Below are 26,105 nucleotides of genomic sequence, written 5' to 3'. Positions count from 1 at the left end.
TTAAGGCAATCTATAAATCCATTTTAGTGAACAATCATGGAGATGGCGAGTAATTTATGGAACAGCAAATGAAAATCGCAATCAAAAACAACACAATATTAAAAAGGAGGTTTTTATGTCAAAAAAAACCGCTTGAATGAGGAACTATAAAGGTTCCGCAAAAAGCGGTGGAGGAGTCAATAAATTTTGTTAAATATTAATTTTTATTATGCAGCTACAGAAATGCGAGCAGCGATTTCTGCTAATTCTTCGCTAATAATAGCGCGAGCTTCTGGTGCACAGCGTCCACAGCATGTACCAAGATCAAGCAAATCGCGAATTTCACGATAGCTTTCAGCGCCATTTTCAATAGCGTCTTTAATATCCTGATCGGTAATGCCACGACACAAGCAAACGTACATGGGAGTGATCCCCAGATATAAATGCGATAATTGATATTATTGATAATTATTATCGTTTGTCAATGAAATTCATTTAAAATCTCATTTATCATTATTGGGATTTTGGATAAAAAAATACCACCTAAGCGGAAATCTAAAAAGAATTTAGATTTTTATGCCAAGGTGGTTCGTTTTTTAAAAACTAAATATTTAAAATTGGATAGTTTGAAAATTTATATCTTATTGATTAATAATTACAATTCCGTCCATTTCCACTAGTGCGCCTTTTGGCAAGCTTGCTACACCAAGAGCTGCACGTGCAGGGTAGGGCTGAGCAAAATATTCACCCATAATTTGGTTTACGAGTTGGAAATTTGATAGATCAGTTAAAAAAATATTGAGCTTAGCAATATCTGCAAGTGAACCACCAGCAGCTTCACAAACTGCTTTTAAATTATCAAATACACGGCGAATTTGAGCTTCGATACCTTCTACAAGTTCCATACTGTATGGGTCTAAACCAATTTGCCCTGAAAGATATAGCGTATTGTCTACTAAAATAGCTTGAGAGTATGTGCCGATAGCAGCAGGGGCATTTTCAGTATGAATGACTTGGCGGGACATTTGGTTCTCCTTGATTAAATCTATTTCCATCATAATCGATGATAGCTTTGGACAAAAGTATCATCGATTTAATTGATTAAGTGAATTTGGAAAGTTTGATTTTGTTAAGGAAACAAAAATTTATAACCAATAGTTTCTATAAAAATTTAACTTACTTTTGAAATTTCCATTTGTGGAGCAGGGGCATCTAAACGTTCAATACGTGGGAAACCATAGTGCATGCGTAAATCACGGATGACTTTTGCAATGTGCTTACGGTTATTCACTACAATATTCACAAAAGTTCTTTGCTCATTTGAGTGAACCATCTCTACCCCAGCATTGTTTTTACGGCATTGATAAATCAGATCTGATACTTGTTCATCATTCATCGCCATATAAATAGCAAGGTAGGCTGTAAAGCGGACATCATCTACATCATCTGCTTTCCATTGAAGCGGCATAATATTTTCAGGGTGTAGATGTTGTTCATGTAGTAAGTTATGACAGCGAATGCGATGCACAATTAACCCGCGACGCGTTAAATGTCCTTGAATTGGATCGCCTAAAATTGGATTGCAACAGTGTGCATATTTAACGTCGACCCCTTCAGTACTTTGAATAAGTCGATCTGAGTTTTCTACTTGCGGATGTTTATCATGAGCAAACAGGTGGTTTGCTACAAGCTGAGGTAGTAAATCACCAACCGCAATTTGTTCAAACAATGTATTTTTATTATCAATGTGACGCCATTGCAATAGATCTAGCCAATCAGCTTCAGAAAGATCATTGATTGAACGATTAAAGAGTTTCAGTGCACGAGAAAGGGCTTGTGCACCAACTAGACGTTGTTCTTCGATATCTTGATCTTTTAGTACATGCTGTAATGCACGACGAGCTTTCTGCGTATTAATAAAACTTAGCCAGTCTGGATTTGGTGTTGCCAAAACATCCGTAATAATCTCGATAACCTGACCGCTAACTAATGGGGTGGAAAGTGGTTTAATCTCACCATCGACTTTTGCGCCAACTGCGTGGTTACCTAAAAATAAACTTGCTGAATAAGCAAAATCAACTACGGTAGCGCCTTGCGGTAGCTCATGCAGTTGGCCATGGGGCGTATATACCCAGATTTTTTCTTGATGTAGGTAATCCAGCAAATCATTAAAAGTTGTTTTAGCACATTCGCCGTCAATCAATGTATTTAAGTTCTGCATTGAAGCCTGAATGGCAGAGCGGCAAGTTTGCGGTGCATTTTCACCTAAAACCACCCCAAAACGGGCAGCTTTACGCATGAGCTCGGTTTGAATGGTAAGAGATAGAGTTGTTTTTTCGCCTTTAAGCTTTATCAGTAAAGACTGATTACCGCCGGGTAATGGGCGACGAATATGGTCCTGATACTGGATAACCTGAAAGTTTTCTCTTAATGCTTCTTCTAAGCGGTCACAGTCGGCAATGCTTTGTAGAACAATTTCAAAAGCATGACTATGGGTAAGCTCTTGGAGATCCATCTCGTTTTTAACGAAATGGCGTAATAATTCGATATTGTTATTTTTCTTTTTAATACGGCCTTGAATATGATAATTATGCAGAAGTTCAGCGAGGTTTTGTTCCCAAATACTTTGATATTTACAGCGTTCTGGCTTTGTTTGAAGCAAAGCATTTTGAACGTTATCAAACATATCTAGATCAAGGTTTTGATAACAGAGATTCTCTAGATTATCGCCCATTTCATTCATGCCGACTAATCTTGCCATCGGTACAAATATATCAAAAGTTTCTTGAGCGATGCGGGCACGTTTATCTGGACGTAGAGCACCTAGAGTGGTCATATTATGATAGCGATCTGCTAATTTAATAATGATGACACGTGGATCTTGTAAGGTCGCTTGCAAGATTTTTCGGAATGAAGCTGCCTTGTTATATTCTTTATCGCTTGATTGGCTAAGTTTGGTTACACCATCAACTAGCTCTGCAACTGTTAAGCCAAATTTCTCAATAATATCTTCTTTTGTATATTGAGTATCTTCAATAACATCATGCAAAAGTGCTGCCATTAAAGTTTCAGCATCTAAACGCATGTTTGCAAGAATGCAGCTTACCGCAATCGGATGCAAAATATAGGGTTCGCCACTTTTACGTGTAATGCCAGTATGCGCTAGATCGGCAAAATCGCAGGCAGCAAGCACTTTTTCGACTTCGCTTACCGATAAGTAAGGGTCGATAATTAATTTGAGCTGTTGCTTGGCTTGGCTGACCTCTTCGCCTGGCATAAATCACCCTTTTTCCTATTGCTGAAAAACTAAATCTATCTGCTTCTTAATGAAAAGCATATTGCGGAACTTGTCAATTTTTTCATTTGAAAAAGTGTATTTTTTTTCAATGAAAATAATTGCTTTTCCCAATATGTTTGAATATGGCGCAAAGCCAAATAAAAAACCATCGCAGAAAAACGATGGTTTTTTTATGAAACAGAGTGAATTAGAAAGAAAAACCTTCTAAATTCAAGCTGTTTGTAGAAAGGGCAAGATCAAGACTAGAAGTTTGATAATCTTGCTCACGTTGTTTAAGAATTTCTTTAGTAACGTGCCCTGCCGCGATTTCGCGCAAAGAAACTACAGTCGGTTTGTCGTTATCCCATTCTACAGTTGGCTCCATGCCTTGACGTGCCAATTGACGAGCACGTTTACTTGCAACGAGCACAAGCTCAAAACGGTTGTCTACATGATCTAAACAATCTTCAACGGTGACGCGTGCCATAAAAGTTCTCGTTCTGGAATGGTAAATTTGAACAGACTAAATAGTATAAAAGGCTTTCGATCTAGACTCAAGTTATTCCTGTTTTGGTTGAGGAGTAATCAAGTCCTGAATTAAAGCTTGATGACGTTTTGCTTGCTGCGATAGCACCAAACGGTTCGCTGTAATCACAGCTTCAAGCTCATGTAAGGCTTTATTAAAATCATCATTGATAATGATGTAGTCAAAGTTCGTGTAATGCTGCATATCTTCAACTGCACAGCTTAAACGATGCTCAATGACTTCAACTGAGTCAGTGCCGCGATTAGATAAACGCTGACGTAGATCAAATTGAGTTGGGGGTAAAATGAATATTTGTTTGGATTCAGGGAAAAGTTTGCGTACTTGTTCTGCACCTTGCCAATCAATTTCAAGTAAGACATCGTGTCCTTGAGCTAGCTGTTGTTTTACCGTAGCTTGAGAAGTGCCATAGTAGTTACCAAATACTTCAGCGTATTCGATAAATCCATCATGGTTAACTTGGTCTAGAAATTCATCTTTTGTAGTGAAGTGATAGTGAACACCATCTAACTCACCGGGACGTTGACCTCGGGTTGTATGCGAGACTGAAACATGTAAATTGCTCACACGGTCAAGCAGGGCTTTTACCAAAGATGTTTTGCCCGTTCCTGATGCAGCAGAAACGACAAACAATAGACCCGACATGATATTTTTCCTGATATGATAAAATATCTTCGCTATTGTAGTGTACCGTGCGTTTAAACTGAATAGTTTTAATTGCAAATATTCAAGAGAAATTCCCCTGTTTTATTAATTTTGAGGCTGTTATGGAAATTGTGTTAGCTAATCCGCGTGGTTTTTGTGCCGGTGTTGATCGAGCCATAGCAATCGTCAATCGGGCTTTAGAATGTTTCAATCCTCCTATTTATGTACGTCATGAAGTTGTACACAATAAATTTGTGGTAGATGACTTGCGTCAAAGAGGGGCCGTTTTTGTTGATGAACTAGATCAGGTTCCAGATGATTCAATTGTAATTTTTAGTGCGCACGGTGTTTCAAAAGCAGTTCAACAAGAAGCTGAACGCAGAGGCTTAAAAGTTTTCGATGCGACTTGTCCTTTAGTGACAAAAGTTCATATTGAAGTGACTAAATATGCGCGTGAAGGTACTGAAGCTATTTTAATTGGTCATGAAGGGCACCCAGAAGTCGAAGGCACAATGGGGCAATATGACAAATTAAAAGGCGGTAATATTTATCTGGTTGAAGATGAAGAAGATGTCGCCGCACTTACCGTACGACATCCTGAAAAACTTGCATTTGTAACTCAAACAACGCTTTCTATTGATGATACAGCTAAAGTTATTGATGCTTTGCGTGCAAAATTTCCGCATATTCAGGGTCCGCGTAAAGATGACATTTGCTACGCTACTCAAAACAGACAAGATGCTGTACGTGATTTAGCTGAGAAGTGTGATGTGGTTTTAGTTGTAGGTTCACCTAACTCATCAAATTCAAATCGATTACGTGAGCTTGCAGAGCGTATGGGTAAAGCCGCTTACCTTGTAGATAATGCTGATCAGTTAGAGCAGTCATGGTTTAATGAAACGTGTAAAATTGGTGTTACAGCTGGCGCCTCTGCGCCAGAAATTTTGATTAAACAAGTGATTCAACGTTTACAAGATTGGGGTGCTCAAGCGCCGAAAGAATTAGATGGGCGTGAAGAGAACATAACCTTTAGTCTTCCTAAAGAATTACGCATTCATGTGACTCAAGCGTAAAGTGTGATGTATTTAACATACTGATTTTAAAAAGTTAAACAGATAATTGTTGATATGACAGTTATCTGTTTTTTTATACCCTTTATCTGCTTTGTATTTGTTTTGTAAACATAAGACGTAAAATTTAATTAATAAATAAAAAATTTTAAAGTTTATTTGGGGTGTGGGGATGAGGGGAATTATTCCGCAAGACGGGTTCACCTTGGTAGAGCTTATGGTGACGATTGCGGTCATGGCTATTATCGCGATGATGGCTGCACCATCTATGTCGAATTTATTAGAAAGCAAACGACTAGATGGAAACCAACGAGATCTAATCAATACTTTATCGGAAGCAAAGAGCCAAGCCATACTTGGTCGACAAGACGTTTCTATTAATCTGAATTCAACAGCTTTAAATACTCCCACTTCCTTGAATTGGAAAGCTGATTCCAATAACAGTCTTGAGCTTAAAAATATCGCTGCTGATGGTACGCAGAGTTCGTTAACAGCGACGACTTTAACTTTTAATGCGAATGGGGTGATAACTAATATTACCCAAGACACACTTTTATCTATCTGTAATTCAAAAATAAATAAAAAGAAAATTCTTATTTTAACAAAGCTTGGCACATTAATTTTTAAAGCTGAGGAGACATGTTAATGCAGGGCTCTAAACAAAAGGCTCAAGTTGGGGTGGGTTTATTAGAAGTGTTGGTTGCCTTAATTTTAATTGCGATAGGGGTTTTAGGATATGTTGCCTTGCAAGTCCGTGCTATGGATGCTTCTTCAGAGGCATTAAGCAAATCTCAAGCGATTATGATCATGAGAGGATTAGCAGAAAACATTCGCGTAAATAGTTCTCAAGCTAGTCAGTATCCCGCATTTGTCCGTAGTTATAGCAATTATTCATCTACCACCGCAGCTCCTACGTTGTGTTTCAATGCAGCTTGTACACCTTCTCAGCTTGCCCAATTTGATGCATATCAAGCAGCAAGAAATGCTGATCAACTTGGCATGAAAATTACAATGACAAATTGCCCAGGGGTTACAAGCACAATGGCCCAGCAGAGGCAATGTTTGTTTGTTTTTTGGGGAAAAACCGCTCCAGTAATTACAACAAATGAGGGAGTCACGAGCGCGGATGTGTCGAGCTGTATGAGTACAAATGGCGTTTATGTCAATAATTCGAACTGTTTAATGATGGAGGCATATTAATGGCTCACTCATTTGTATTATGGAAACAACGAGGCTTTACATTAATTGAGCTGATGGTTGCATTGGCTTTAGGTCTAATTTTAGTAGCCGCGGCGACTCAATTATTTATTGGTGGACTTCTATCAAGCCGTCTACAAAAAGCAAATGCTGAAATACAAGATAGCGGTATTTTTGGCTTGGAATATATTGCCCGTGATATACGCCTTCTAAATTATGGAAATGTAACCAACCCAATATTAACTGATACGACCCCTTGGGGCGGTGTTGTATTAACTGGTTCAACTGCAACCAATAACAACAATGTTAATTTTGTCCCTAACGTTGGAACAAATACCTATATTGCTGACACATTACTTAGTCGTGGTGCAGGTGATACGGTGAGTGCTGTGAGTAATCACTGGAAAGGTCTTTCAAATATACAGAACACTTCAAATGCTGCTGTGCAAAGTGATCAGCTGACTATCCAATTTATTGCACCTACGAATATGACCAATTGTGAAGGTGTAAATGTACTTGCAGGTGACTTAATTGTAGAGCGTTATTTTTTACGTCTGGATAGCAATGGTAGTTCCCAGCAAGATTATGCACTTGCATGTGATGCAAATACTCCCTCTACTGTAGCCACAGCTCAACCGACCACTGTTGCTGGGTTAGGCGACGCTGGTCAAATTGTATTGCCGCGTATTGATCATTTCCATGTGCTGTTTGGTGCAAAAAATGCGGCTGGCAATTTTGCTTATTATACCATTCCCCAATATCGCGCTGCTGCACAGGCTGCCCGAGATGCCACACCATCTGTGATGCCGCCACGAATTCTTTCAATACAAATATCTGTATTAGCGCGCTCTACTAATAATGCCCAAAGCAAAGCAATAGATCCTGAGCAATCTTTTTTTATGTTAGATCAAACCGTGCATGCTTCTGATAATACAACTCGATTCTTACGCCGCACTTATAACTTAACAATTGCTCTACGCAACGCGATGGGGGAAAGTCTATGACCCATTTAATTCATAAGAGTAGATCTAAGGAAAAAGGGGCAACCCTTATTGTTGTGCTTATTATTTTATTGATTGTTATTTCTGTAGGCGTTTTAGCAATAAGAGTGGCTATTGTTTCTTTAAAAGTTGCTACCAATAGCCAAGTTAGCCAATTAAATTTTCAGTCATCTGACACTCCTTTAGAACTCATTGTGCAGATGAATCCTACCACCCTAACTAATATTACTAATGTGATTGGTGCCGCGCTTAAAGAGCATGAAAGTAACCCAGGTGCAGAATACAATTTTTGTTATAAGCCTGTTTCTACATCAACAAATTTTGCTCAGACTAGAGGCGCAAGTTTACTTCGAGCAGGAAGTGCCAATAATGCGGTTGTCGAAGATGGCGGAGTGGCGGGTTTCTGCAATTTAACAACTGACTATGGAAGTAATCGTCAAGCAGTGGTTACCCAAGTTGCTGTAAGTGTTCCAACAGATGCTGCTAACGATATTCCAGGTTCAAATTTACCACGAGGAACAAACACCTCGGAAGGTACGCAACTACCTAAAAGCATGTTGTCTACGCAACGTATTCGGGTGATTACAACTGCTTTTTTGCCAGCCTATGCATCTACCTCTATTGAAACTTTACAAAGAGATTGCTTAAGCACGAGTGCAGCAAAAATTAGCGACAATTTTGATACCGCATTAACGGCTAAACAAACATTGGCGGAGTGTTTGGCAAATCATAACGTGCCTTTTAGTACTCAAGTTCAAGAATTTAACTATACCAATAAACTCACTCAAATTACGGCACCAGGTTCATAACGGGGAATATCGTGAAACTAAAATTGAAGAATTTTAAGCCAAATAATTTATGGTATGCCATCTGTTCGAGTTCAGTTGCTTTTACATGGCTAATGACAAGCTCCGTTGTGCAGGCGAGTGATTTACAAATTTATGCTTCACCTACAGCTGGTAAAAAAACTATTGTGATGATGTTGGATACATCAGGAAGTATGACCAACAATAGTTATGGCGAAAACCGTCTGGCCATGCTTAAAAATGGTATGAATGCTTTTTTAGCAAGTAATAATCCTGTTTTAAATGACACTCGTGTGGGGTTGGGAAATTTCTCTGCAAATGGTGATAGCCGAAGTGGGCAGGTTTTAGTGGCTGCTGCTCCTTTAGGAGATGCGAGTACGTTAAATACAGTGGGTTCTCAACGTTATAAATTAAAACAGGCTGTTGCAAATTTAACTGCTGGCGGGTCAACGCCTTCAGCACATGCTTATGCGGAAGCTGCTGCTTATTTGATGGGTACAACGACCTATTCAGAGGCGAATTATGCTATCCGAAAAGATAGCTATATAAAGCGTGTGCGAAAATCTGATAATAGAACGGAATACTCATATTGTACGAATTATCGCGATTCACAAATCGATACCACAAATCTATGGCAACCTTGTCGCTCTAATAGCTATTGGAGTAACTGGTCAACTTCTAATCCGGGTGTGGATACGGCAACTGCTTATGATACTTCGTCGGATTGGACCTATTCTTATACTTATTACTACACCACCTTTAATTATGCTGTAGCAAATGCAGATAGTGGTATCCCAAAATCAAAATCAAACGATACAGCCAGCAATCCCAATATTGTTGTAGATAGAAATGCCTCTAATTTAAATGCTATTTACCAATCTCCTTTACCTGCGGTGACCAATCGCCAGAGTTGTGATGGGCAAGGAATCTACTTTTTATCAGATGGGGAGCCGAACAATACAACAAATACGCGTTCTGCAACTGTCATGTCGACAGCCCTAGGCAGCACTTTGGGAGCAAATTTTACTTGTTCTGGAGGTTTGTCTAACACTACAGCAGACTCTGGTTGGGCCTGTATGGGGGAATTTGCAAAAAGATTATTTGATAAAACAAAAAACCCAGCTGGGGTTTCTATTCAAACAGCATTTGTCGGTTTTGGTAGTGACTTTTCTAGTTTAAGTTCTTCTGATGTAAAAAATGCCTGTCGTTTAAGTTCGAGAACCCAATCTGACCGAAAAGGAGATGATGCGTGTTCACCGAATCAGACCACAAATGCGGTCGCTGCACCTGGTTATGGGAATGGAGGTTTTTTCCCTACCCAAAGTGCGCAAGGTGTAACAGACAGTGTTATCGCATTTATTAATAACTTAGAAAAAGTTCCGTTACAACCCTTAACCACTGGCGCTATCTCAGTTCCTTATGATGCACTAAACCCTAAAAATTTACAGGAATATGGTTACTTACGGGCTTTAGAGCCAAACCCAGCTAACACCTACTTAACATGGCGTGGAAATTTAAAGAAATATCATGTTGTTTTATCAGGGGGCAATGCAGGTGCTTTTGAAGCTAACACTGGTGGGTTGGTTTACAATGCAAGTGGGGCTTTTAGAACGGGTACGAAAGATTATTGGAATAGCTCTAATTATAATGATGGAGGTAACGTCTTTTTAGGTGGTTCATATGCAAAAGTTCCTTTACCAATTGCTGGACAAAATGAAACACGTGATGAAGATGGAAATATCATAAAATATTATTACGCAGTACAAACTAAAATCCGCAACTTATTTACTGATGTTTCCGCTGTTGCGGCAGATGGTAGCTTAACGAAAATATCGACTTCTGGAACTAATTTGCTAAAAATCCCAGCTGCTCCCCCCGAAGGAACTAATCCTTTTGATAGTGTGGCTAATACAGCAAGTTATGTTTTAGGAAAATTTAATGCATCAACTGGACAAGATATTTTAAAAGCTTTCCCGATTGGCTTGAAATTAAAAATATTAAATTATCTAGGTTACTCAACTGATATTAGCGCTACGACTTTACCTTCGTCATTAGTTACATTGAATGAACCCTATTTATCGATGGGCGGTAGTATTCACTCTTTACCAGTACAGCTTACCTATAATGGAACATTAGATGAAAATGGGAATTTAACATCTGCTCGTGCACAATCTATTCTCTATGGAACGATGGAAGGTGGTCTGCATATTGTGGATGCTTCAACTGGTGTAGAACAAATGGCTTTCGTTCCCGCTGATATATTAAATGATCCAGTTGCATCAAAAGCTTTAGTGGTTGGCCAAAGTGACACTACAGCTCCGGCTCACGGTATGGATGGGGCTTGGGTATCTGATCCTGCATATAGTATTACTACAACAGGAAGCGGTAGTTCAGCAGTATCAAAAGTAACTGCAAAGCAAATGAATATTTATGGTGGCATGCGAATGGGGGGCAGCAGTTATTATGGCTTAAATGTCTTAAATCCTGCTTCACCTAAGCTCCTCTTTAGAGTAGGAGCAGACCAAACTGATTATAGTCGTATGGGGCAGAGTTGGTCTAAACCTGTACTTGCAAATATACGTTATAACGGAGTTATTAAACGCGTTATGATTGTTGGTGGTGGCTACGACCAATGTTATGAAAACCCGAATATTACCTTGAGCAATTCTTGCTTTACGAATGGAAAAGCAAAAGGGAATGCTGTTTATATTATTGATGCTAAAACTGGGGAGCGCTTATGGTGGACTAGTGATACAGGCTCTAATATAGATAACTCTAATATGAAGCACAGTATTGTTAGTCGCATTAGTACCTTAGATCGAGATGCTGATGGTTTAGTCGACCATTTATATTTTGGCGATTTAGGCGGGCAAATTTTCCGTATCGATCTTAATAATAACCAGACAAAAACAAATTCAACTTATAGCAGTTTCGGGGTTCGAGTTGTTCGATTAGCCAATTTGGCAACGAATGATGCTACTTATGATAGCTCGAACGACTATACCGCTGGGAATGCGCCGCGTTTTTATGAACCGCCCACAGTGACAATTCACGATTATGGAATCCGCACTTTTATTACTGTCGGTATTGCTTCAGGTGACCGTAGTACACCTTTAGATGTTTATCCGCTTACAGGCCGTGAGGGGATGTCACCAAGTACAGCATTAAGTGGAAGACCTGTAAACAACGTTTATGGAATTATCGATAAAGACTTTATTAAAAAGAATTTAATGTCTTTAACAGATAGCCAGCTTGAAACAAAAGATATTACTCGATCGACGCTTCGAAAAAATCCACAAATTTTACGGTCTGGGGAAACACGAGTAGCACAGATTTTCTTTCCAAACACTGGGGTCGGGCAAAGTGGTTGGTATCGCTCGCTTTCTAGTATGAGCGATGGTACCGAGAAAGCTAATAATAATTTCCGTATTAAAGGTGGGCTAAAAGCTTTTGAAGAGCCTATGGCAATTACAGGGACTTTAATTGTGCCTGTTTATGACCCGCAGGGAACAGGTATTGTAGCGGCAGACCCATGTTTACCCCGTGTAGTAGGTGAAACGGATCAACAGACTTACTGTTTACCATTTGGTGCCTGTCTTAATTCTGATGGGTCAATTGATCAAAATAAAGAGAATGGAAGTGGATTCAAAACACAAACTGGTACTAATTGCCCAGTAGGAGCTTCCGAATGTAATAAAAACGTTATTGGCTCCGGTATTCGTGGCGTAACATTTGTACCAACGGAGGATAACCCACCTGCGACTAATAGTTGTGGGAAATTAAAGCTGTCTGGAAACGAGAGTGGAACGGGCGAGTGGCAATGTACAAGTCACTTAGTTCCTGCGCGCTGGTATGAGCGTTATCGCTAAAGGATGACTTATGAATAAATACTATATCCAACGGTTTAATCAGGGTGTTACCTTGATTGAGCTCATGGTTGTCATCGTGATTGTCGCTATTTTTGCTTCGATTGCTATCCCTTCATATCAAAGTTATAGCCGTAGAGCGACGGCTTCTGCTGCTAAAGGTGAAATTCTAAAATTGGCAGAACAGTTGGAACGGCATAAATCCAAGAACTTTACCTATAGAGGATTTACCACCACATCTGTAACTTTGCCACGGGGTGGTTATACGATTGAAATTAGTGATGATACGACGACAGGAAATTTATTGACGAATGCTGCTGCAAATGGGCAAACATGGGTCATTAAAGCGACAACTACAGATTCAAGAAACTTTAATTTTATTGCTAAGAATTCAGGTTTGCGCTGCCAAAGTTTAACAGCTACGGCTGTTGATAATGACTGTGGTGGAGCGGTCACTTGCAATGTATGTGAAACAAATAGTGAGAATTGGCAATGAAGAATGGTTTTACCTTAATAGAACTCATGATTGTAGTAGCAATAATTGCAATTTTAGCAGCTATAGCGACACCTTCATATTTGCAGTATTTACGCAAAGGGCATCGTACAGCTGTTCAATCTGAAATGATGAATATTGCCCAAACATTAGAATCAGAAAAAGTAGTTCACAATCGTTATCCGTCGAATGCGACGATTACTTCGATTTATGGTTCTAGTGTCAGTCCTCAACAAGGCCAAGCCTTATATAACTTAGCTTTTTCTAGCATAACTGATTCAAGCTGGGTGTTAACTGCTACACCTATTGCTACTAGTTCTCAAGCTGGTGATGGGATCATTTGTCTTAATGATCAAGGGCAAAAATTTTGGGCAAAAGGTGCAACTGATTGTGCGTTATCTGCCACATCAAATTGGCTACAGTAATTTTAAATTCAAAACTGCGGATAACTCAAAAAATAATCTTTCTTTCAGGGCGAAAATCACGTAGAATGTCGCCCTCTATGAAAGGGGTTTGAAGTGTTGCCGATGGTCGGCGCAGGGATAATCCGTAAGAATTATAAGGCTTTTATCATGGTTGTTATTCGTTTAGCACGTGGCGGCGCAAAAAAACGTCCATTCTATCAAATCGTTGTGACTGACAGCCGCAATGCACGTGATGGTCGTTTCATCGAGCGTATCGGTTTCTTTAACCCGACTGCACAAGGTCAAGCAGAAAAACTTCGTTTAGATGCAGACCGTTTTGCTCACTGGGTTTCTCAAGGTGCTCAACCTTCTGAACGTGTTGCTTCTTTAGCTGCTCAAGCTAAAAAAGCTACTGCATAATTTTTGTAGTAGGTAGCCCATGACATCAACACAGAATGTTCCCGAAGATCGTATTCAGATTGGACAGTTACGTTCAGCTTATGGATTGAATGGGTGGCTCTGGGTGTATTCAAATACAGAACCTATGAGCAACATGTTTGACTACCTGCCTTGGTACATTGAGACCAAGGCCGGTTGGCAAACAATAGATGTAAAACGTTGGAAACCACATGGCAAAGGCCTAGTTGTTGCGTTGAAAGGTGTGAGTGATCGCACTGGGGCGGAAAGCTTGGTTGGCGCTAATATCTGGATTGCTAAGTCTCAACTGCCAAAAGCAGATGTAGATGAATACTACTGGTCAGATTTAAAGGGCTTAACTGTGTTAGGTCTTGATGAAGAAGAACAGGAAGTAAACTTAGGGAAAATTCATGAGTTGTTTGAAACTGGAGCTAATGATGTGATGGTGGTGCATGCTACCCCAGACAGCATTGATTCAGAAGAGCGCATGATTCCTTGGCATAAAGATGTAGTACAACGTGTTGATCTTGAAGCTGGTCGTATTTACGTCAATTGGGGCGTAGATTATTAATCCTTTTAGGATTAATACAGCAGGAAAATAGAGGAGTCTGTGATGTTTTTTGCAGTCATTACGCTTTTTCCTGAAATGTTTGAAGCGATTACAGCCTACGGCATCAGCGGACGTGCGGCAAAGCGAGATATTGTACAAGTCACTTGTATTAATCCTCGTGATTTTGCTGAGGGAAACTACAGAAGAGTGGATGAACGTCCATTTGGTGGCGGCCCAGGTATGGTGATGATGGCTGAGCCTTTGGCGAAAGCAATTGCACATGCCAAACAGCTTGCCTCACAAGCAGGACATGTTCATGTTCCTGTGGTGTATATGTCCCCACAAGGCAAAACCTTAAATGAACAGGCAGTACAGCAGTTTGTTGATTATGACGGCTTAATTGTACTGTGTGGACGTTATGAAGGAGTCGATGAACGTTTGATCCAGCATTATGTTGATCAAGAATGGTCAATTGGTGATTATGTTCTATCTGGTGGTGAACTGCCCGCTATGGTGTTACTTGACAGTATTATTCGCCGTTTGCCGAATGTAATGTCAGATGAACAATCAGCAGTACAAGATTCTTTTGTTGACGGTCTTTTAGATTGTCCACAATATACAAAGCCTGACCATTTTGAAGGGCTGGATGTGCCAGAGGTATTAAAATCTGGACATCATGGCAATATTGAAAAATGGCGTTTTTTGCAGCGATATCAAAGAACTCTAGAGCGCCGACCAGAATTGGTCGAAAACGTAGAGTTGACTAAGCAGCAAAAAAAATGGCTAAAAGATACGCAAGAGAATGGTGGTAATTCTTAATCGTTATTCTCAAGAACGAAAGTTCTGCAACAAGACGAGAAGCAATGCTTCGAGTTAAAGCATAATTCTATTTAATGAATAGTTTTATGTAAATTTAAAGGCTCTTTATAGACATATTGTCGTAAAGGGAAAGATAAACGGGTTGATATGCGCTTTAGCCTCTATCCCCAGCGGAAATTCAGACCTCTTCTGACTCCGCACATATTGGAGATTCCCACAATGAGTGGTAAACATCCTTTAGTTCAAGCTGTTGAAAATGCACAGTTAAAATCTGATATCCCTGCTTTTGCTCCTGGTGACACTGTCATCGTTCAAGTAAAAGTAAAAGAGGGTGATCGTGAACGTCTTCAAGCATTTGAAGGTGTTGTAATTGCTAAGAAAAACCGTGGTTTGAACTCTGCGTTCACAGTACGTAAAATTTCTAGCGGTGTTGGTGTTGAGCGTGTATTCCAAACTCACTCACCAGTTGTTGCTAAAATCGAAGTGAAACGTCGTGGTGACGTTCGTCGTGCTAAACTTTACTACCTTCGTGACTTGTCTGGTAAAGCTGCACGTATTCGTGAAAAATTACCAGCTCGTAAAGCGTAAGCTTATAGCGAGTAAAAAAATGCGCCTTTTGGCGCATTTTTTTGTTTAAAAACTATAGTCCTTGAAGCTTCAAACGGTTTGCGTGTTGACGATAAACTGATACAGGATCGGAAGCAAAAATAGAACGTATACCAAGCACTTGGTTCACTTCATCTAAATGATTCCAGTTGTAATCATCACGAATTGTTTTACCAAATTTGGCACTGCATCGGGAAACAAGTCCATCATTATCACCAAATGGATCGACTACTAAACTACTGCCTGTAAGCGCAATATCAAATGGATCTAATGGGTTGGTCAGCGCTTTATTCCCCGAGAAAGAATACATATAAATACCTTTCTCTTGGTATGTCCCTTCACCACAAGAAGTAGTTGGTACACCCATAGGGAATTGAGCATTAAATTGAGCTGAACCTTGAGTTGATAAGCTATGAGCACCTGCTAAAGAGTCGTGCGGATAGCTTGTTGGGTCTAGGCCTCCTGCCCAAGTAATGGCTGCTGAAAACCAGTTTACTAACGTTGCCAGTCCAGACAGAGGAGTACCCTCAACGTTCAGGATCAGATCTGCCATTGGTGATCCTTTATGAGGTGCACCTATCGTGGTGAGTGAGGCAACTTTCTCTGGCATGATACCGGCCACATAGCGAATTGTTGGGCCCCCATGGCTATGACCGATCAAGTTGACTTTAGGCTTACCAGTAATGGCAATAATCTCTTCTACTTGCTGGGCAAGTTGTTCACCACGCACTTCTGTTGAGTTAAAAGGTGACACTCTGGTTGCCCAGACATTTCCTCCATTACGAGCAAGATCCGGAAGGATTTGGTACCAGTAATCGAGACCAAGTGTATCTGTCCCAACTCGGTTAAAACCCGCCATACCGTGGTTAAAAACCAGTGGATATTTGGTTTGTGCATAAGATGAATAGACGAACGAGCTTTTAACTTGTTCAGCATTTGTGGCATGGGCCGCCGAAATACTCAGTCCTGAGAGCATTGCAGCGCAAAAAAACGTTAACTTCCTTTTCATTTTTTACTCACTATTTTTATTTTGTATGAAAAGCAGCTTCTTACTGCTATTGCTTGTTTAGCCAGTTCCTAAAAGAAAAGGCTTAATAATTAAATGGCAGTTCACCTCCCTGATCATGGACCGTTTCAAAAGTTCGAAGTCTTAATTGTTCTTGTGATGAGTTAAATTGTTGTTGGCGTAATTGTTGTATGGCTTGGTTTTTAGCACTATCGCTCATATTGCTTTTAATAATTTCATCTCGTCCACTCAAGTAACTTGTGACCCTTTGCTGCCAAGCACTACGCTGTGTATCTAAAGTTTCTAATCGTTGAGTCGCCTCGGCTCCAACAAGTGCTGTACGCATTTGTCTAAGTTCTTCTGCAGAACCATGACGAGCTTTAATTTGTTTAGTCAGCGTATGTAAATCATCAAGTTTAGAGAGCTCTTGTAGGTTTTGTTGCCAGTCTTCTGGTAGTTGTTCAAAGCGTTCTTTAAGTTTTTGTGCTTTTTCAATTTCGCTTAAAGATGAGTCCTCAAGTATTTGCATGCGATCTAGCGTGTAGTTCTGATAGATATCTTCAGTTGAGAAGAGCCCATCAATTTCAGCGGCCGAAAAGAAACGTTTTCTTAGATCTTGAATTGAATTAAAGATTTTTTGAAAGTAATTTTTATCTTGTTGTTTTGACGAGGGCGTTTGGATTTGAGCAAGCTGTTCACGATATTTTAAGTAGCGACCCCATAAATCCAGAATCTGTGAGCGAGCTGGCTCTAAATATTTTCCCTGAATAAATTGTCCAAAGTGATTTTTAATTTGCTCTAAATCATTTTCTCCATATTGGGTAATAAAATATTCAAAGCAGTCACGTGTTTGACTGTTAATGACCAAATGTTGAGAACTATCAATTTTTAACTGACAGTTAACTTCAGTATCTTGCTGACTTTTACTATGGTAAGCATCTGCATTTAGCTTTGAGTTATTTGTGGGTGGAGCTGATGCTAAATTTTGAGCTGTCTTTTCACTGACTTGGGGTGATGTGTTTTTTGAATCAGGACTTAACCAATATACACATGCAATGAGGCTCAAAATAAAAAATCCGAGCACGCACCACAATACCTTCTTCTGCATCCCTTGCATAAAGATATCTTCCTTAAGTTTTAATTTGTTGTTTTTTTACTCGATCATTAATGTGCCATAAAATAAGTGAAAAGGCACCTAAATATTGTGAAAATATCTTGCCGAATTTGCTAACATGTCGGCACTTTTTTCTAGCTTTGTGTTCCAGTAAAAATGACGACAAAAAATCAAAAAATTTCTCGTCGCCATATCAGTGGTGTATTTCTATTAAATAAACCATTAGGCTTAAGTTCAAATGCGGCTTTGCAAAAAGTGCGTTGGTTATATCGCGCTCAAAAAGCAGGCCATACTGGAGCGTTAGACCCCTTGGCGACAGGTTTGCTCCCGATTTGTTTGGGAGAGGCCACTAAATTCTCACATTACTTGCTGGACTCAACAAAGCGTTATCAAACTACTGTTCGATTAGGTCAAACTACAACAACAGGTGATGTTGAAGGCGATATTTTACAAGAACGTCCTATCCCGGTTCTTAGCGAAGAGCTTATTGAGCAAACTTTAGAAAAGTTTAGGGGCGATATTCAACAAGTTCCACCCATGTACTCGGCATTAAAAAAAGAAGGCAGACCCTTATATGAGCTTGCCCGAAAAGGTATTGAGATTGAGCGAGAAGCGCGTCCAGTCACGATTTATGCTTTAGAGCTTATTGAATTTACCGAAAATAGTATCACTCTGGATGTAACCTGTTCTAAAGGTACATACATCCGTGTATTAGGTGAAGATATTGGTGAAGCACTCGGTTGTGGTGGGCATTTAACGATGCTGAACCGGACTCAAACAGGACATTTTGAGCTTATACCGAGCTATACCATTGAATATCTGGAAAGTTTAACAGAAGAGCAAAGAGAAGCTTTGCTACTTCCAGTTTATGCACCAGTTGACCATTTCTTAAAAATTCAGGTTCCAGAAGGGCGTGAAAAATATTTTTGCAACGGTTTAGAAAGCAATATTGAACATTCTGCAGAAGCAGAAGTTTTGGTGTTTTCGGGTGAGCGCTGTTTAGGCTTAGCCGAGATTACCGATAAAAAACGGTTGGTACCTAAGCGTATCTTAAATTTGTAGTAGATGTAGAGTATAGAGCATGGGCATGGAATGGGACGTTATCCTTAGTTTGATCTTTTTTGCGTTTACTGCAGGAGCAATTGATGCTGCTGTAGGCGGCGGTGGACTTATCCAGATTCCGGGGATCATGAGTACTTTTCCTAACATGTCGACTGCTACGGTGATTGGTACCAATAAAGTCTCATCCATTTTTGGTACGGCATCGGCGGCTTATACATTTGCTAAAAAAGTAAAATTGCAATGGAAGCTTTTAGCCGTTATTGCCATTTGTGCCTTGATTAGTTCTTTTGCCGGCGCGGCATGTTTGTCACTTATTCCTCAATCGGTATTGCGTCCTTTCGTTTTCGTGATGTTGATTGTGATTGCGATTTATACCCTAGTTAAAAAGAACTTCGGTCAAGTTCATACCGAGCAAAAAATTACCACGAAAATGTTAATTTTAGCTGGTATTGGTAGTTTGGCCATTGGTTTCTACGACGGTATTTTTGGGCCGGGTACTGGTAGTTTCTTTATTTTCTTCTTTATCCGTTTTTTACAAGTTGATTTCTTGCATGCTTCAGCTTTGTCAAAAATTGGTAATTTTATGACTAACTTAGCTGCGCTGAGTTTTCTCATCCCGACTGGTCACGCTATTTTACATATTGGTTTAATGATGGCAGCGGCTAACGTGCTAGGTTCTATTGTTGGGGTACGTACTGCACTTAAATACGGTAGTGGTTTTGTACGAATTATCTTTTTAATCTTGGTGAGTATTCTGATTTGCCGTTTGGGCTATCAAATGTTTGTTACGGGTTAAATAAGATTGCAAGTATGAGCTGTCCCTAAAATGCAGTTCATACTTTTTTGTATCATTTGAAATTAGAAATATAAAAATCATTACAGAAGTTTACTAGAAAGAAAACTGTGTAAAAAATAGTCTCATTTTAAGCTACTTAAACATTATAAATTTCAACGTATGATAAACCTTGAAATAAAAAAGATTTTTTAGCTAAAAAATGAGGAAGAGAATGAATATTTTCGAAGCATTAAGAGAAAGCCATGAAAATCAACGTAACCTTTCTGAACAACTTATTCAGACACATGGTTTAACTGAAGAAAGAAAAGAATTATTTGATGCATTAAAAAATGAACTTTATGCCCATTCAGTTGCCGAAGACCGTTACCTCTATATTCCTTTAATGTTTGACGATGTCGGTTTAGATATTACGAGACATGCTTTATCTGAGCATCACGAAATGGATGAGTTGGTTGAGCAGCTCGAAAAAACCGATATGAGTAGCCCAAGCTGGTTAGCAACCGCCAAACAGTTGAGTGAAAAAGTCCATCATCATTTAAATGAAGAAGAGCATAAGTTTTTTCAGCAAGCTGGAAAAATTCTTAAAGACAGCGAAAAAGAGACACTCGGCAATAAATATTTAAAGGAATATAAAAAGTATAAAAAGCAGCAGTAGAGTAAACCTATACAGCTTTTTTAGTACTTCTTAAAGTAACACCAATAGAGGCCAGCATTACGCAAGCCAAAGCCACCCATTGCAGCATGCTGATTTCTTCGTGAAGCAATAAGAAACCCGTTAATGCTGCCAATGCTGGTGCTAAACTCGTTAGAGTCCCGTAAGTTAATTTATTGAGTTGTTTGAGAGCCATTAAATCGAGTGCATATGGAATTGCAGTCGCTAACACCGCAATAAGTAAGGCTTTACCCCAGTACTGTGTTTCAAGTAATGCAGGAGCATTGTGCCAGACTCCAATTGGCAATAAGGCAAGTGCAGATACACCGATCCCAATCGTTAAGGCGTGCATCCCGATATTTTGGGTCACAACTTTATGACCGAAATAGATATAGAAGGCCCAGCAAAGACCGGCACCTAGCGCACATGCTGCACCTACATACGAGAAATGGTGTTGAATAGGGTTTTGCCAAGGTACCATGAGTGCAATGCCTAACATGGCTAGTGCTACCCAAATGTAGTCACTCTTTTGTTTAATAGAAAGAAGCGCAAGGCCTAATGGACCAATAAACTCTAATCCAACAGCAATACCTTGGGGTAATTTTCCAAGTGAGGTATAAAATAGGATATTCATTAAGCCTAAAGATGCGCAGTACATCAATAAATCACGCCATTTTAAATAGGGTAAGCGTGACCAGATTTTCCAAGATCGGAACATAATTGCGACAATAACCGTTGCAAAGCTCAGCCTTAAAATTGTAACGGTGAGAGGGTCTAATGTTGCAATGAGCTGTTTGGCAAATGAAGCGCTGATTTGATACGAAACCATCGACAAAATCATATACAGCACAGCAATAATTGGAAGATTTTGCATGGAAAATACTCTAGCGCTTCATCTGATGTCTAAAAATAATGGTGGACAATTATAACGAATACTATGTTTTAGCTGGCAGATTTCATTAAATTAACTTGCTGCTTTTTCACGTTCTTGACGAGCTTTTTGGGTGGTTACGGTACAACCAACGGAAGCAGTGATAATAGTTGCAAGTGCTAGCCATTGATTCCATAAAAGATATTCACCCAAGAAGATAAATCCGGAAAGTGCTGCAACTGCGGGCTCTAGGCTCATCAATGTTCCAAAGCTTAAAGGTGTCAAATTGCGCAGTGCTAACATTTCTAAAGAGAATGGGAGAGCACTGGCTAAAATAGCCAAACCAATAAAATAAAAAAGATAGGGAAGTTCTATAACTTGTGCAATTGAGCCTGAAAAAAAGGTAATGGGTAATAAGATGCATGCACCTACACTCATTCCTAAACACACCGTATGATTACCTGAAATACCAGAAGGTTTCTGGCCGGCAATAATATAAAGCGCCCAACAAGACCCTGCACTAATTGCAAATAAAACGCCGATCCAATCTAAGCTATGAGCCTGATTGAAAGGGAAAAGTAAAATCAGCCCAATAATTGCAAAGCTGACCCAAACAAAATCATATTTTTGCCGTGCGTGATATAACGCCACACTTAAAGGGCCAATAAATTCAAAAGCAACCGCAATTCCAATGGGTAAGCGTTCGATCGACAGATAAAATAAGGCGTTCATGCCTGCAAGCGCAAATCCATAAGCTAAGATTGCTTTCCAGCGGACCTGATTAAAATTAATTCGCCAAATTTGAAAAATAATCGCAAGAATAATTGCACCTAAACATAGGCGCATTGCAGAAACAGTCAGTACAGGGAAGTTCTGAAACAAAATTTTAGCTAAAGATGCGCTACTTTGAACGCTTAACATGGCAAGAATAAGAAAACCCAAAGCATGTAGCTGAGATTTCTGGTTTAAAGTGGACATTTTATTATTTGATCAATTGGTATACTTTTCACATGATAATGTAAATACCCATAAAAAAGCCACAGACAATGCTGTGGCTTTTGAATTTACAGTCCGTATTAGAACAATACGCGCACGCGAATTGTACCTTCAACTTCATGTAACATATCTAAAGCTTCTTGAGAAGCAGAAGCGTCAACATCCATTACGAGGTAACCGATGTCACCTTTAGTCATAAGTGACTGACCAGAAATGTTGATGCCTTGTTCAGCAAACAAGTTGTTGATTTTAGACAATACACCTGGCACGTTTTTGTGGATGTGCAATAAACGGTGTTGGCCAGCTGTCAATGGTAACGCGATTTCCGGGAAGTTCACCGCAGAAAGTGTCATACCTTTGTCAGAGTAAGCAACAAATTTCTCTGCAACTTCTAAACCGATGTTTGCTTGCGCTTCCATGGTTGAACCACCAACGTGAGGAGTTAAAATCACGTTGTCTAGGCCGCGAAGTGGAGATTGGAATTCTTCACCATTTGCTTTAGGTTCTTTCGGGAACACGTCAACCGCTGCACCAGCAATATGACCAGACTTGATTGCATCAGCTAAATCTTCAATCACTACACATGTACCACGTGCAGCATTTAAGAAGATCGCGCCTTCTTTCATTTTCGCAAATTGTTCTTTAGTGAAGAAGTTACGTGTAGACGGAACATCTGGCACATGTAACGTTACAACATCTGCAGTTGCTAAAAGTTCATCTAAAGAACCAACTTGGCGAGCATTACCCATTGGTAATTTGGTTACTGCATCATAATAAATAACATGCATACCCATGCTTTCAGCAAGAACTGAAAGTTGAGAACCGATGGAACCGTAACCCACAATACCTAAAGTTTTGCCACGAGTTTCAAAAGAACCGACAGCAGACTTGTCCCAACCACCACGATGACAAGCCGCCGATTTTTCAGGAACACGGCGAAGAAGAAGAATCGTTTCAGCAAGTACAAGCTCTGCAACCGAACGCGTATTTGAATACGGTGCGTTGAATACAGGAATACCACGTGCCATTGCTGCTTTAAGATCAACTTGGTTTGTTCCGATACAGAAACAACCTACTGCGATCAATTTATTTGCAGCTTCGAAAACTTCTTCAGTCAATTGGGTACGCGAACGAATACCAATAAAGTGAGCATCTTTAATTGCTTCTTTAAGCGCTTCGCCTTCAAGAGCAGTTTTACGATAGTCAATATTGGTGTAACCCGCAGCGTTTAAAGTATCGACTGCGTTTTGGTGAACGCCTTCTAACAAAAGGAAACGGATTTTATCTTTAGGTAGTGAAAGATGTTGGCTCATTACGGCTCCGCTACAAAGGCCAAATTTGGTGGCGGTATAATAACATACTGGGCGGTGCTATAGATATTTCGTTTATACCATCGCCTTATGGCAATTTTATCTATGTCTAATCACTTCTGTTTATGGCTTTTCGAGCATTTTTAAATATGCTTGGTAGGGGGGTAAATGTGATTTTTCTCTGAAAGCCCCATAGAAAGCATTTATTTACGTTAAACATGTTTTGTAGTGACAGTATCTCTATTCTGAACTTTATCGCTTGCGCGGATACATGTAGAATATAGGAGTTCCTTGAACATTATGGCTTTGCTCAGGTGAGAACCTTGAGAATTATGAGGTCATAGTCCCACCACAGTTTACTTCTTGCTAGGTCTGCAAACGATGAATGCTCCAGTCGCTTTAACACCTGAGTTACTCACCCAATTAACAGCAATCGTCGGTGAAAACCGTATTAAAACTGATGCTGATAGTCTCGAAAACTGGGGTAAAGATCATACCAAGCATTTTAATCCGAACCCATCGGTCATCGTTTTTCCGTCAACGACTGAACAAGTTCAGGCAGTTGTAAAGCTTGCGAACCAGTTTAATGTTGCGATTACACCGTCAGGTGGTCGTACTGGTCTCTCTGCCGGTGCAGTAGCAACCAATGGTGAAATTGTCATTAGCATGGACAAAATGAACCAAATTCTTGAGTTCTTCCCGGCAGACCGTATGGTGCGTGTTCAAGCTGGTGTTGTGACTGAGCAATTGCAGAATTATGCAGAAGAACAAGGCATGTATTACCCAGTGGACTTTGCTTCAGCGGGTTCTAGCCAGATTGGCGGTAATATCGGTACCAATGCTGGTGGTATTAAAGTTATTAAATATGGCATGACACGTAACTGGGTGCTTGGCTTAACCGTAGTGACTGGTAAAGGCGATATTCTACGTTTAAACAAAGGCATGGTTAAAAATGCAACTGGTTATGCATTACAGCATTTGTTTATTGGCGGTGAAGGCACATTAGGTTTAGTGACTGAAGCAGAAATTAAACTTGAGCGTCAACCACAAAACTTACAAGTTTTAGTTTTAGGTGTCCCTGATTTTGATGCAGTGATGCCTGTATTACATGCGTTCCAAAAAGACATCGACTTAACTGCATTTGAGTTCTTTGGTGAACTTGCAATGCAAAAAGTTTTAGATCATGGCCATGTACAACGCCCATTCGAAACTGAATGCCCGTTCTATGTATTACTTGAGTTTGAAGCTCCATATGAGCCGATTCTCGATAAAGCAATGGAAATTTTCGAGCATTGTATGGAGCAGGGTTGGGTACTTGATGGCGTAATGAGCCAGAGCCTTGACCAAGTAGAAAGCTTATGGCGCTTACGCGAAGATATCTCTGAATCAATCGCGCCATTTATTCCATACAAAAACGATATTTCAGTATTAATTACTCACGTACCTGCATTTATTCGTGAAATTGATGCAATTGTTCAAGAAAACTACCCAGACTTTGAAATTTGCTGGTTCGGACATATCGGTGACGGTAACTTACACTTAAATATTTTGAAACCTGAAAACTTAACCAAAGATGAGTTCTTTGCGAAGTGTCAGGTGGTAAATAAATATGTGTTTGATACCGTTAAAAAATACGACGGTTCAATCTCTGCTGAGCATGGTGTCGGTATGACGAAAAAGCCATATTTGGAATATTCACGTTCGCCTGAAGAAATTGAATATATGAAAGCTTTGAAAAAAGTATTTGACCCGAATGGTTTGATGAACCCAGGTAAATTATTCGATCTTTAATTTAGATCTATTTTGTAGGACTACATAGTTTCTACAGAGTAACCGACAAAGCCATAGCATCATAAAGCTATGGTTTTTGTTTTTGGTGATAAAAATGCAACGTTTATTTTTAATTTCAGCGCTCTGTGCTGGGCTTTTCACTGGGTGTGCGACGACCAGTAAATTAATCCCTTTAGTGGGTTCTGAAACCCCGATGCAACAAGTACTTAAAGCTCAACCTGAGATCGTAAAAGAGCACAATAATACCTCAGTTCAGCAAGTATTTAACCGAGTAGAATCTCCAACAGTTTCCCGTATTACCGTGATTCAAACTGGTTTAATGGATGATTCTGTTTCCGCAATCCGAACAGAATATTCATTCAAATTGGTTGATGAAAAGTGGCAATTGCAAAATAAGCAAAAGAGCTACCAATGTGCGCGAGGAAAGGGTTCCAAAGGTTTCCAAACCCAGCTTTGCTCTTAAAAACAAAAAAGACGATAAATATATCGTCTTTTTTAATGACCTAAATTATACGCCGCTTTCTAAAATTTTAATTTTGACGTCAACTACATCATCTTTAACGGCTGTATGATGCGCTTGCATATGAGGCGTCGCTAAATGCGCTTCAAGATGAGCAACACTTTCCCATTTTTCTAGCATGACAATCATGTCAGGCTCTTGGGTTTGGAAGTTAGCATTTGATTTATGATCAACTAAAGGTTCATAACCATGACAACCATCTTCTGCTAAAACAGTTGGAATGATTTTTTGAAAGGCATCCAATACGTTCTGGCGATGCTGTCCACCCGATTTAGTACGAATTTCCGCAATAATGGTTAGCATGGATTTCTCC

28 protein-coding genes and 2 pseudogenes are annotated in these 26,105 nt (G+C 39.7%); 18 read left to right on the top strand and 12 right to left on the bottom strand.

From position 1 onward, the window contains the following. Window positions 1-206: 206 nt before the first annotated feature. Window positions 207-401, bottom strand: a complete 195-nt coding sequence (locus J655_RS15685) for a bacterioferritin-associated ferredoxin (RefSeq protein WP_000289091.1) — start codon at window positions 399-401, stop codon at window positions 207-209. Window positions 402-503: 102 nt separating this feature from the next. On the opposite strand from J655_RS15685, the pseudogene J655_RS25175 reads away from it, so the two are divergent. Continuing rightward, window positions 504-631: pseudogene (locus J655_RS25175) on the top strand (hypothetical protein). On the opposite strand, the gene J655_RS15680 reads toward J655_RS25175, so the two are convergent. The 5 genes and pseudogenes from J655_RS15680 to gmk form a co-directional block, all read right to left on the bottom strand. After that, window positions 621-1,004 carry a RidA family protein gene (locus J655_RS15680; RefSeq protein ID WP_002116996.1) on the bottom strand — a complete coding sequence of 128 codons (384 nt, stop codon included), beginning with the start codon at window positions 1,002-1,004 and terminating at the stop codon, window positions 621-623. The pseudogene J655_RS25175 and the gene J655_RS15680 sit on opposite strands and share 11 nt — an antisense overlap. Window positions 1,005-1,150: 146 nt before the next feature. Next, window positions 1,151-3,256, bottom strand: a complete 2,106-nt coding sequence (locus J655_RS15675) for a RelA/SpoT family protein (RefSeq protein WP_002116807.1) — start codon at window positions 3,254-3,256, stop codon at window positions 1,151-1,153. Between the two features lie 15 nt (window positions 3,257-3,271). Beyond that, window positions 3,272-3,426, bottom strand: a pseudogene (locus tag J655_RS25170) (hypothetical protein). 38 nt (window positions 3,427-3,464) lie between these two features. After that, window positions 3,465-3,743: a DNA-directed RNA polymerase subunit omega gene (rpoZ, locus tag J655_RS15670; protein ID WP_002116990.1), complete on the bottom strand. Its 279-nt coding sequence runs from the start codon at window positions 3,741-3,743 to the stop codon at window positions 3,465-3,467. 72 nt (window positions 3,744-3,815) lie between these two features. Then, window positions 3,816-4,445, bottom strand: coding sequence for a guanylate kinase (gene gmk, locus J655_RS15665; RefSeq protein ID WP_005804544.1), 630 nt, complete (start codon window positions 4,443-4,445; stop codon window positions 3,816-3,818). Between the two features lie 122 nt (window positions 4,446-4,567). Between gmk and ispH the strand changes: the two genes are divergently transcribed. The 12 genes from ispH (at window position 4,568) to rplS (ending at window position 15,656) form a co-directional block, all read left to right on the top strand. Beyond that, window positions 4,568-5,518 (top strand): 4-hydroxy-3-methylbut-2-enyl diphosphate reductase, encoded by a 951-nt coding sequence (gene ispH / locus J655_RS15660; protein ID WP_032006348.1) that lies wholly within the window; start codon window positions 4,568-4,570, stop codon window positions 5,516-5,518. 169 nt (window positions 5,519-5,687) lie between these two features. Continuing rightward, window positions 5,688-6,161: a pilus assembly FimT family protein gene (locus tag J655_RS0104575; RefSeq protein ID WP_005067119.1), complete on the top strand. Its 474-nt coding sequence runs from the start codon at window positions 5,688-5,690 to the stop codon at window positions 6,159-6,161. Continuing rightward, a complete protein-coding gene (gene pilV / locus J655_RS15655) occupies window positions 6,155-6,715 on the top strand; it encodes a type IV pilus modification protein PilV (RefSeq protein WP_078219781.1) in 561 nt (186 codons plus the stop codon). The genes J655_RS0104575 and pilV overlap by 7 nt, the downstream gene beginning before the upstream one ends. Next, on the top strand, window positions 6,715-7,716 hold the full coding sequence (locus tag J655_RS15650) for a PilW family protein (protein ID WP_032052645.1): 1,002 nt from the start codon (window positions 6,715-6,717) through the stop codon (window positions 7,714-7,716). Before pilV ends, J655_RS15650 begins: the two co-directional genes overlap by 1 nt. Further along, on the top strand, window positions 7,713-8,522 hold the full coding sequence (locus tag J655_RS15645; RefSeq protein ID WP_017481716.1) for a PilX N-terminal domain-containing pilus assembly protein: 810 nt from the start codon (window positions 7,713-7,715) through the stop codon (window positions 8,520-8,522). Before J655_RS15650 ends, J655_RS15645 begins: the two co-directional genes overlap by 4 nt. Window positions 8,523-8,533: 11 nt before the next feature. Then, window positions 8,534-12,388 carry a PilC/PilY family type IV pilus protein gene (locus J655_RS15640; protein ID WP_032052644.1) on the top strand — a complete coding sequence of 1,285 codons (3,855 nt, stop codon included), beginning with the start codon at window positions 8,534-8,536 and terminating at the stop codon, window positions 12,386-12,388. Between the two features lie 10 nt (window positions 12,389-12,398). Beyond that, complete coding sequence (locus J655_RS15635) at window positions 12,399-12,881, top strand: type IV pilin protein (protein WP_002116770.1); 483 nt, start codon at window positions 12,399-12,401, stop codon at window positions 12,879-12,881. Beyond that, complete coding sequence (locus J655_RS15630) at window positions 12,878-13,303, top strand: type IV pilin protein (RefSeq protein WP_014207809.1); 426 nt, start codon at window positions 12,878-12,880, stop codon at window positions 13,301-13,303. Before J655_RS15635 ends, J655_RS15630 begins: the two co-directional genes overlap by 4 nt. A gap of 147 nt (window positions 13,304-13,450) precedes the next feature. Further along, window positions 13,451-13,702, top strand: coding sequence for a 30S ribosomal protein S16 (gene rpsP / locus J655_RS15625; RefSeq protein ID WP_000260334.1), 252 nt, complete (start codon window positions 13,451-13,453; stop codon window positions 13,700-13,702). 19 nt (window positions 13,703-13,721) lie between these two features. Next, window positions 13,722-14,270: a ribosome maturation factor RimM gene (rimM, locus tag J655_RS15620; RefSeq protein ID WP_002116736.1), complete on the top strand. Its 549-nt coding sequence runs from the start codon at window positions 13,722-13,724 to the stop codon at window positions 14,268-14,270. Between the two features lie 42 nt (window positions 14,271-14,312). Beyond that, window positions 14,313-15,068 carry a tRNA (guanosine(37)-N1)-methyltransferase TrmD gene (gene trmD / locus J655_RS15615; RefSeq protein WP_005067137.1) on the top strand — a complete coding sequence of 252 codons (756 nt, stop codon included), beginning with the start codon at window positions 14,313-14,315 and terminating at the stop codon, window positions 15,066-15,068. 219 nt (window positions 15,069-15,287) lie between these two features. Further along, window positions 15,288-15,656: a 50S ribosomal protein L19 gene (rplS, locus tag J655_RS15610; RefSeq protein ID WP_002116654.1), complete on the top strand. Its 369-nt coding sequence runs from the start codon at window positions 15,288-15,290 to the stop codon at window positions 15,654-15,656. Between the two features lie 52 nt (window positions 15,657-15,708). On the opposite strand, the gene J655_RS15605 is transcribed toward rplS, so the two are convergent. Both J655_RS15605 and J655_RS15600 read right to left on the bottom strand, forming a co-directional pair. Continuing rightward, window positions 15,709-16,650, bottom strand: coding sequence for a lipase family alpha/beta hydrolase (locus J655_RS15605; protein WP_080612940.1), 942 nt, complete (start codon window positions 16,648-16,650; stop codon window positions 15,709-15,711). A gap of 115 nt (window positions 16,651-16,765) precedes the next feature. Continuing rightward, entirely contained in the window at window positions 16,766-17,797 is a 1,032-nt protein-coding gene (locus J655_RS15600) for a lipase secretion chaperone (protein ID WP_017481713.1), read from the bottom strand. Window positions 17,798-17,950: 153 nt separating this feature from the next. Here J655_RS15600 and truB point away from each other — a divergent pair, with 153 nt between their 5' ends. The 3 genes from truB (at window position 17,951) to J655_RS15585 (ending at window position 20,307) form a co-directional block, all read left to right on the top strand. Then, the gene (gene truB, locus J655_RS15595) at window positions 17,951-18,856 is read left to right on the top strand and encodes a tRNA pseudouridine(55) synthase TruB (RefSeq protein WP_017481712.1); all 906 of its coding nucleotides are present in this window, start codon (window positions 17,951-17,953) and stop codon (window positions 18,854-18,856) included. A 19-nt stretch (window positions 18,857-18,875) separates the two neighbouring features. After that, window positions 18,876-19,652 (top strand): sulfite exporter TauE/SafE family protein, encoded by a 777-nt coding sequence (locus J655_RS15590; protein WP_000525218.1) that lies wholly within the window; start codon window positions 18,876-18,878, stop codon window positions 19,650-19,652. A gap of 211 nt (window positions 19,653-19,863) precedes the next feature. Then, entirely contained in the window at window positions 19,864-20,307 is a 444-nt protein-coding gene (locus J655_RS15585) for a hemerythrin domain-containing protein (RefSeq protein WP_032052643.1), read from the top strand. 7 nt (window positions 20,308-20,314) lie between these two features. Here the strand turns inward: J655_RS15585 and J655_RS15580 are convergent, their stop codons facing one another. The 3 genes from J655_RS15580 to serA form a co-directional block, all read right to left on the bottom strand. After that, entirely contained in the window at window positions 20,315-21,178 is an 864-nt protein-coding gene (locus J655_RS15580) for an EamA family transporter (RefSeq protein ID WP_017481711.1), read from the bottom strand. 90 nt (window positions 21,179-21,268) lie between these two features. Then, entirely contained in the window at window positions 21,269-22,153 is an 885-nt protein-coding gene (locus tag J655_RS15575) for an EamA family transporter (protein WP_017481710.1), read from the bottom strand. Window positions 22,154-22,251: 98 nt separating this feature from the next. Further along, on the bottom strand, window positions 22,252-23,484 hold the full coding sequence (gene serA / locus J655_RS15570) for a phosphoglycerate dehydrogenase (RefSeq protein WP_002116919.1): 1,233 nt from the start codon (window positions 23,482-23,484) through the stop codon (window positions 22,252-22,254). Window positions 23,485-23,862: 378 nt separating this feature from the next. On the opposite strand from serA, the gene J655_RS15565 reads away from it, so the two are divergent. Further along, window positions 23,863-25,272, top strand: a complete 1,410-nt coding sequence (locus tag J655_RS15565; RefSeq protein WP_017403264.1) for an FAD-binding oxidoreductase — start codon at window positions 23,863-23,865, stop codon at window positions 25,270-25,272. Window positions 25,273-25,366: 94 nt separating this feature from the next. Then, window positions 25,367-25,735 carry a hypothetical protein gene (locus J655_RS15560; RefSeq protein ID WP_032006341.1) on the top strand — a complete coding sequence of 123 codons (369 nt, stop codon included), beginning with the start codon at window positions 25,367-25,369 and terminating at the stop codon, window positions 25,733-25,735. A 45-nt stretch (window positions 25,736-25,780) separates the two neighbouring features. Here the strand turns inward: J655_RS15560 and J655_RS15555 are convergent, their stop codons facing one another. Then, complete coding sequence (locus tag J655_RS15555) at window positions 25,781-26,095, bottom strand: putative quinol monooxygenase (RefSeq protein ID WP_032006339.1); 315 nt, start codon at window positions 26,093-26,095, stop codon at window positions 25,781-25,783. Window positions 26,096-26,105: the final 10 nt, after the last annotated feature.

Source organism: Acinetobacter sp. 1294243, assembly GCF_000588015.1.
In the GTDB taxonomy this organism is placed as follows: domain Bacteria; phylum Pseudomonadota; class Gammaproteobacteria; order Pseudomonadales; family Moraxellaceae; genus Acinetobacter; species Acinetobacter pittii.
Note: the sequence above shows the minus strand (reverse complement) of the source record. Positions and strands in the feature narration are given on the sequence as shown.

What these genes read in the sequence shown, in the direction of transcription:
- J655_RS15560 (WP_032006341.1), top strand. Translation starts at nt 25,367, where the DNA reads ATGCAACGTTTATTTTTAATTTCAGCGCTCTGTGCTGGGCTTTTCACT.
- rimM (WP_002116736.1), top strand. Translation starts at nt 13,722, where the DNA reads ATGACATCAACACAGAATGTTCCCGAAGATCGTATTCAGATTGGACAG.
- rpoZ (WP_002116990.1), bottom strand. Translation starts at nt 3,743, where the DNA reads ATGGCACGCGTCACCGTTGAAGATTGTTTAGATCATGTAGACAACCGT.
- J655_RS15675 (WP_002116807.1), bottom strand. Translation starts at nt 3,256, where the DNA reads ATGCCAGGCGAAGAGGTCAGCCAAGCCAAGCAACAGCTCAAATTAATT.
- rpsP (WP_000260334.1), top strand. Translation starts at nt 13,451, where the DNA reads ATGGTTGTTATTCGTTTAGCACGTGGCGGCGCAAAAAAACGTCCATTC.
- J655_RS15565 (WP_017403264.1), top strand. Translation starts at nt 23,863, where the DNA reads ATGAATGCTCCAGTCGCTTTAACACCTGAGTTACTCACCCAATTAACA.
- ispH (WP_032006348.1), top strand. Translation starts at nt 4,568, where the DNA reads ATGGAAATTGTGTTAGCTAATCCGCGTGGTTTTTGTGCCGGTGTTGAT.
- truB (WP_017481712.1), top strand. Translation starts at nt 17,951, where the DNA reads ATGACGACAAAAAATCAAAAAATTTCTCGTCGCCATATCAGTGGTGTA.
- J655_RS15645 (WP_017481716.1), top strand. Translation starts at nt 7,713, where the DNA reads ATGACCCATTTAATTCATAAGAGTAGATCTAAGGAAAAAGGGGCAACC.
- J655_RS15650 (WP_032052645.1), top strand. Translation starts at nt 6,715, where the DNA reads ATGGCTCACTCATTTGTATTATGGAAACAACGAGGCTTTACATTAATT.
- J655_RS0104575 (WP_005067119.1), top strand. Translation starts at nt 5,688, where the DNA reads ATGAGGGGAATTATTCCGCAAGACGGGTTCACCTTGGTAGAGCTTATG.
- J655_RS15575 (WP_017481710.1), bottom strand. Translation starts at nt 22,153, where the DNA reads ATGTCCACTTTAAACCAGAAATCTCAGCTACATGCTTTGGGTTTTCTT.
- gmk (WP_005804544.1), bottom strand. Translation starts at nt 4,445, where the DNA reads ATGTCGGGTCTATTGTTTGTCGTTTCTGCTGCATCAGGAACGGGCAAA.
- J655_RS15580 (WP_017481711.1), bottom strand. Translation starts at nt 21,178, where the DNA reads ATGCAAAATCTTCCAATTATTGCTGTGCTGTATATGATTTTGTCGATG.
- J655_RS15555 (WP_032006339.1), bottom strand. Translation starts at nt 26,095, where the DNA reads ATGCTAACCATTATTGCGGAAATTCGTACTAAATCGGGTGGACAGCAT.
- rplS (WP_002116654.1), top strand. Translation starts at nt 15,288, where the DNA reads ATGAGTGGTAAACATCCTTTAGTTCAAGCTGTTGAAAATGCACAGTTA.
- J655_RS15680 (WP_002116996.1), bottom strand. Translation starts at nt 1,004, where the DNA reads ATGTCCCGCCAAGTCATTCATACTGAAAATGCCCCTGCTGCTATCGGC.
- J655_RS15630 (WP_014207809.1), top strand. Translation starts at nt 12,878, where the DNA reads ATGAAGAATGGTTTTACCTTAATAGAACTCATGATTGTAGTAGCAATA.
- J655_RS15590 (WP_000525218.1), top strand. Translation starts at nt 18,876, where the DNA reads ATGGGCATGGAATGGGACGTTATCCTTAGTTTGATCTTTTTTGCGTTT.
- trmD (WP_005067137.1), top strand. Translation starts at nt 14,313, where the DNA reads ATGTTTTTTGCAGTCATTACGCTTTTTCCTGAAATGTTTGAAGCGATT.
- J655_RS15600 (WP_017481713.1), bottom strand. Translation starts at nt 17,797, where the DNA reads ATGCAAGGGATGCAGAAGAAGGTATTGTGGTGCGTGCTCGGATTTTTT.
- J655_RS15605 (WP_080612940.1), bottom strand. Translation starts at nt 16,650, where the DNA reads ATGCTCTCAGGACTGAGTATTTCGGCGGCCCATGCCACAAATGCTGAA.
- serA (WP_002116919.1), bottom strand. Translation starts at nt 23,484, where the DNA reads ATGAGCCAACATCTTTCACTACCTAAAGATAAAATCCGTTTCCTTTTG.
- J655_RS15635 (WP_002116770.1), top strand. Translation starts at nt 12,399, where the DNA reads ATGAATAAATACTATATCCAACGGTTTAATCAGGGTGTTACCTTGATT.
- J655_RS15685 (WP_000289091.1), bottom strand. Translation starts at nt 401, where the DNA reads ATGTACGTTTGCTTGTGTCGTGGCATTACCGATCAGGATATTAAAGAC.
- pilV (WP_078219781.1), top strand. Translation starts at nt 6,155, where the DNA reads ATGTTAATGCAGGGCTCTAAACAAAAGGCTCAAGTTGGGGTGGGTTTA.
- J655_RS15585 (WP_032052643.1), top strand. Translation starts at nt 19,864, where the DNA reads ATGAATATTTTCGAAGCATTAAGAGAAAGCCATGAAAATCAACGTAAC.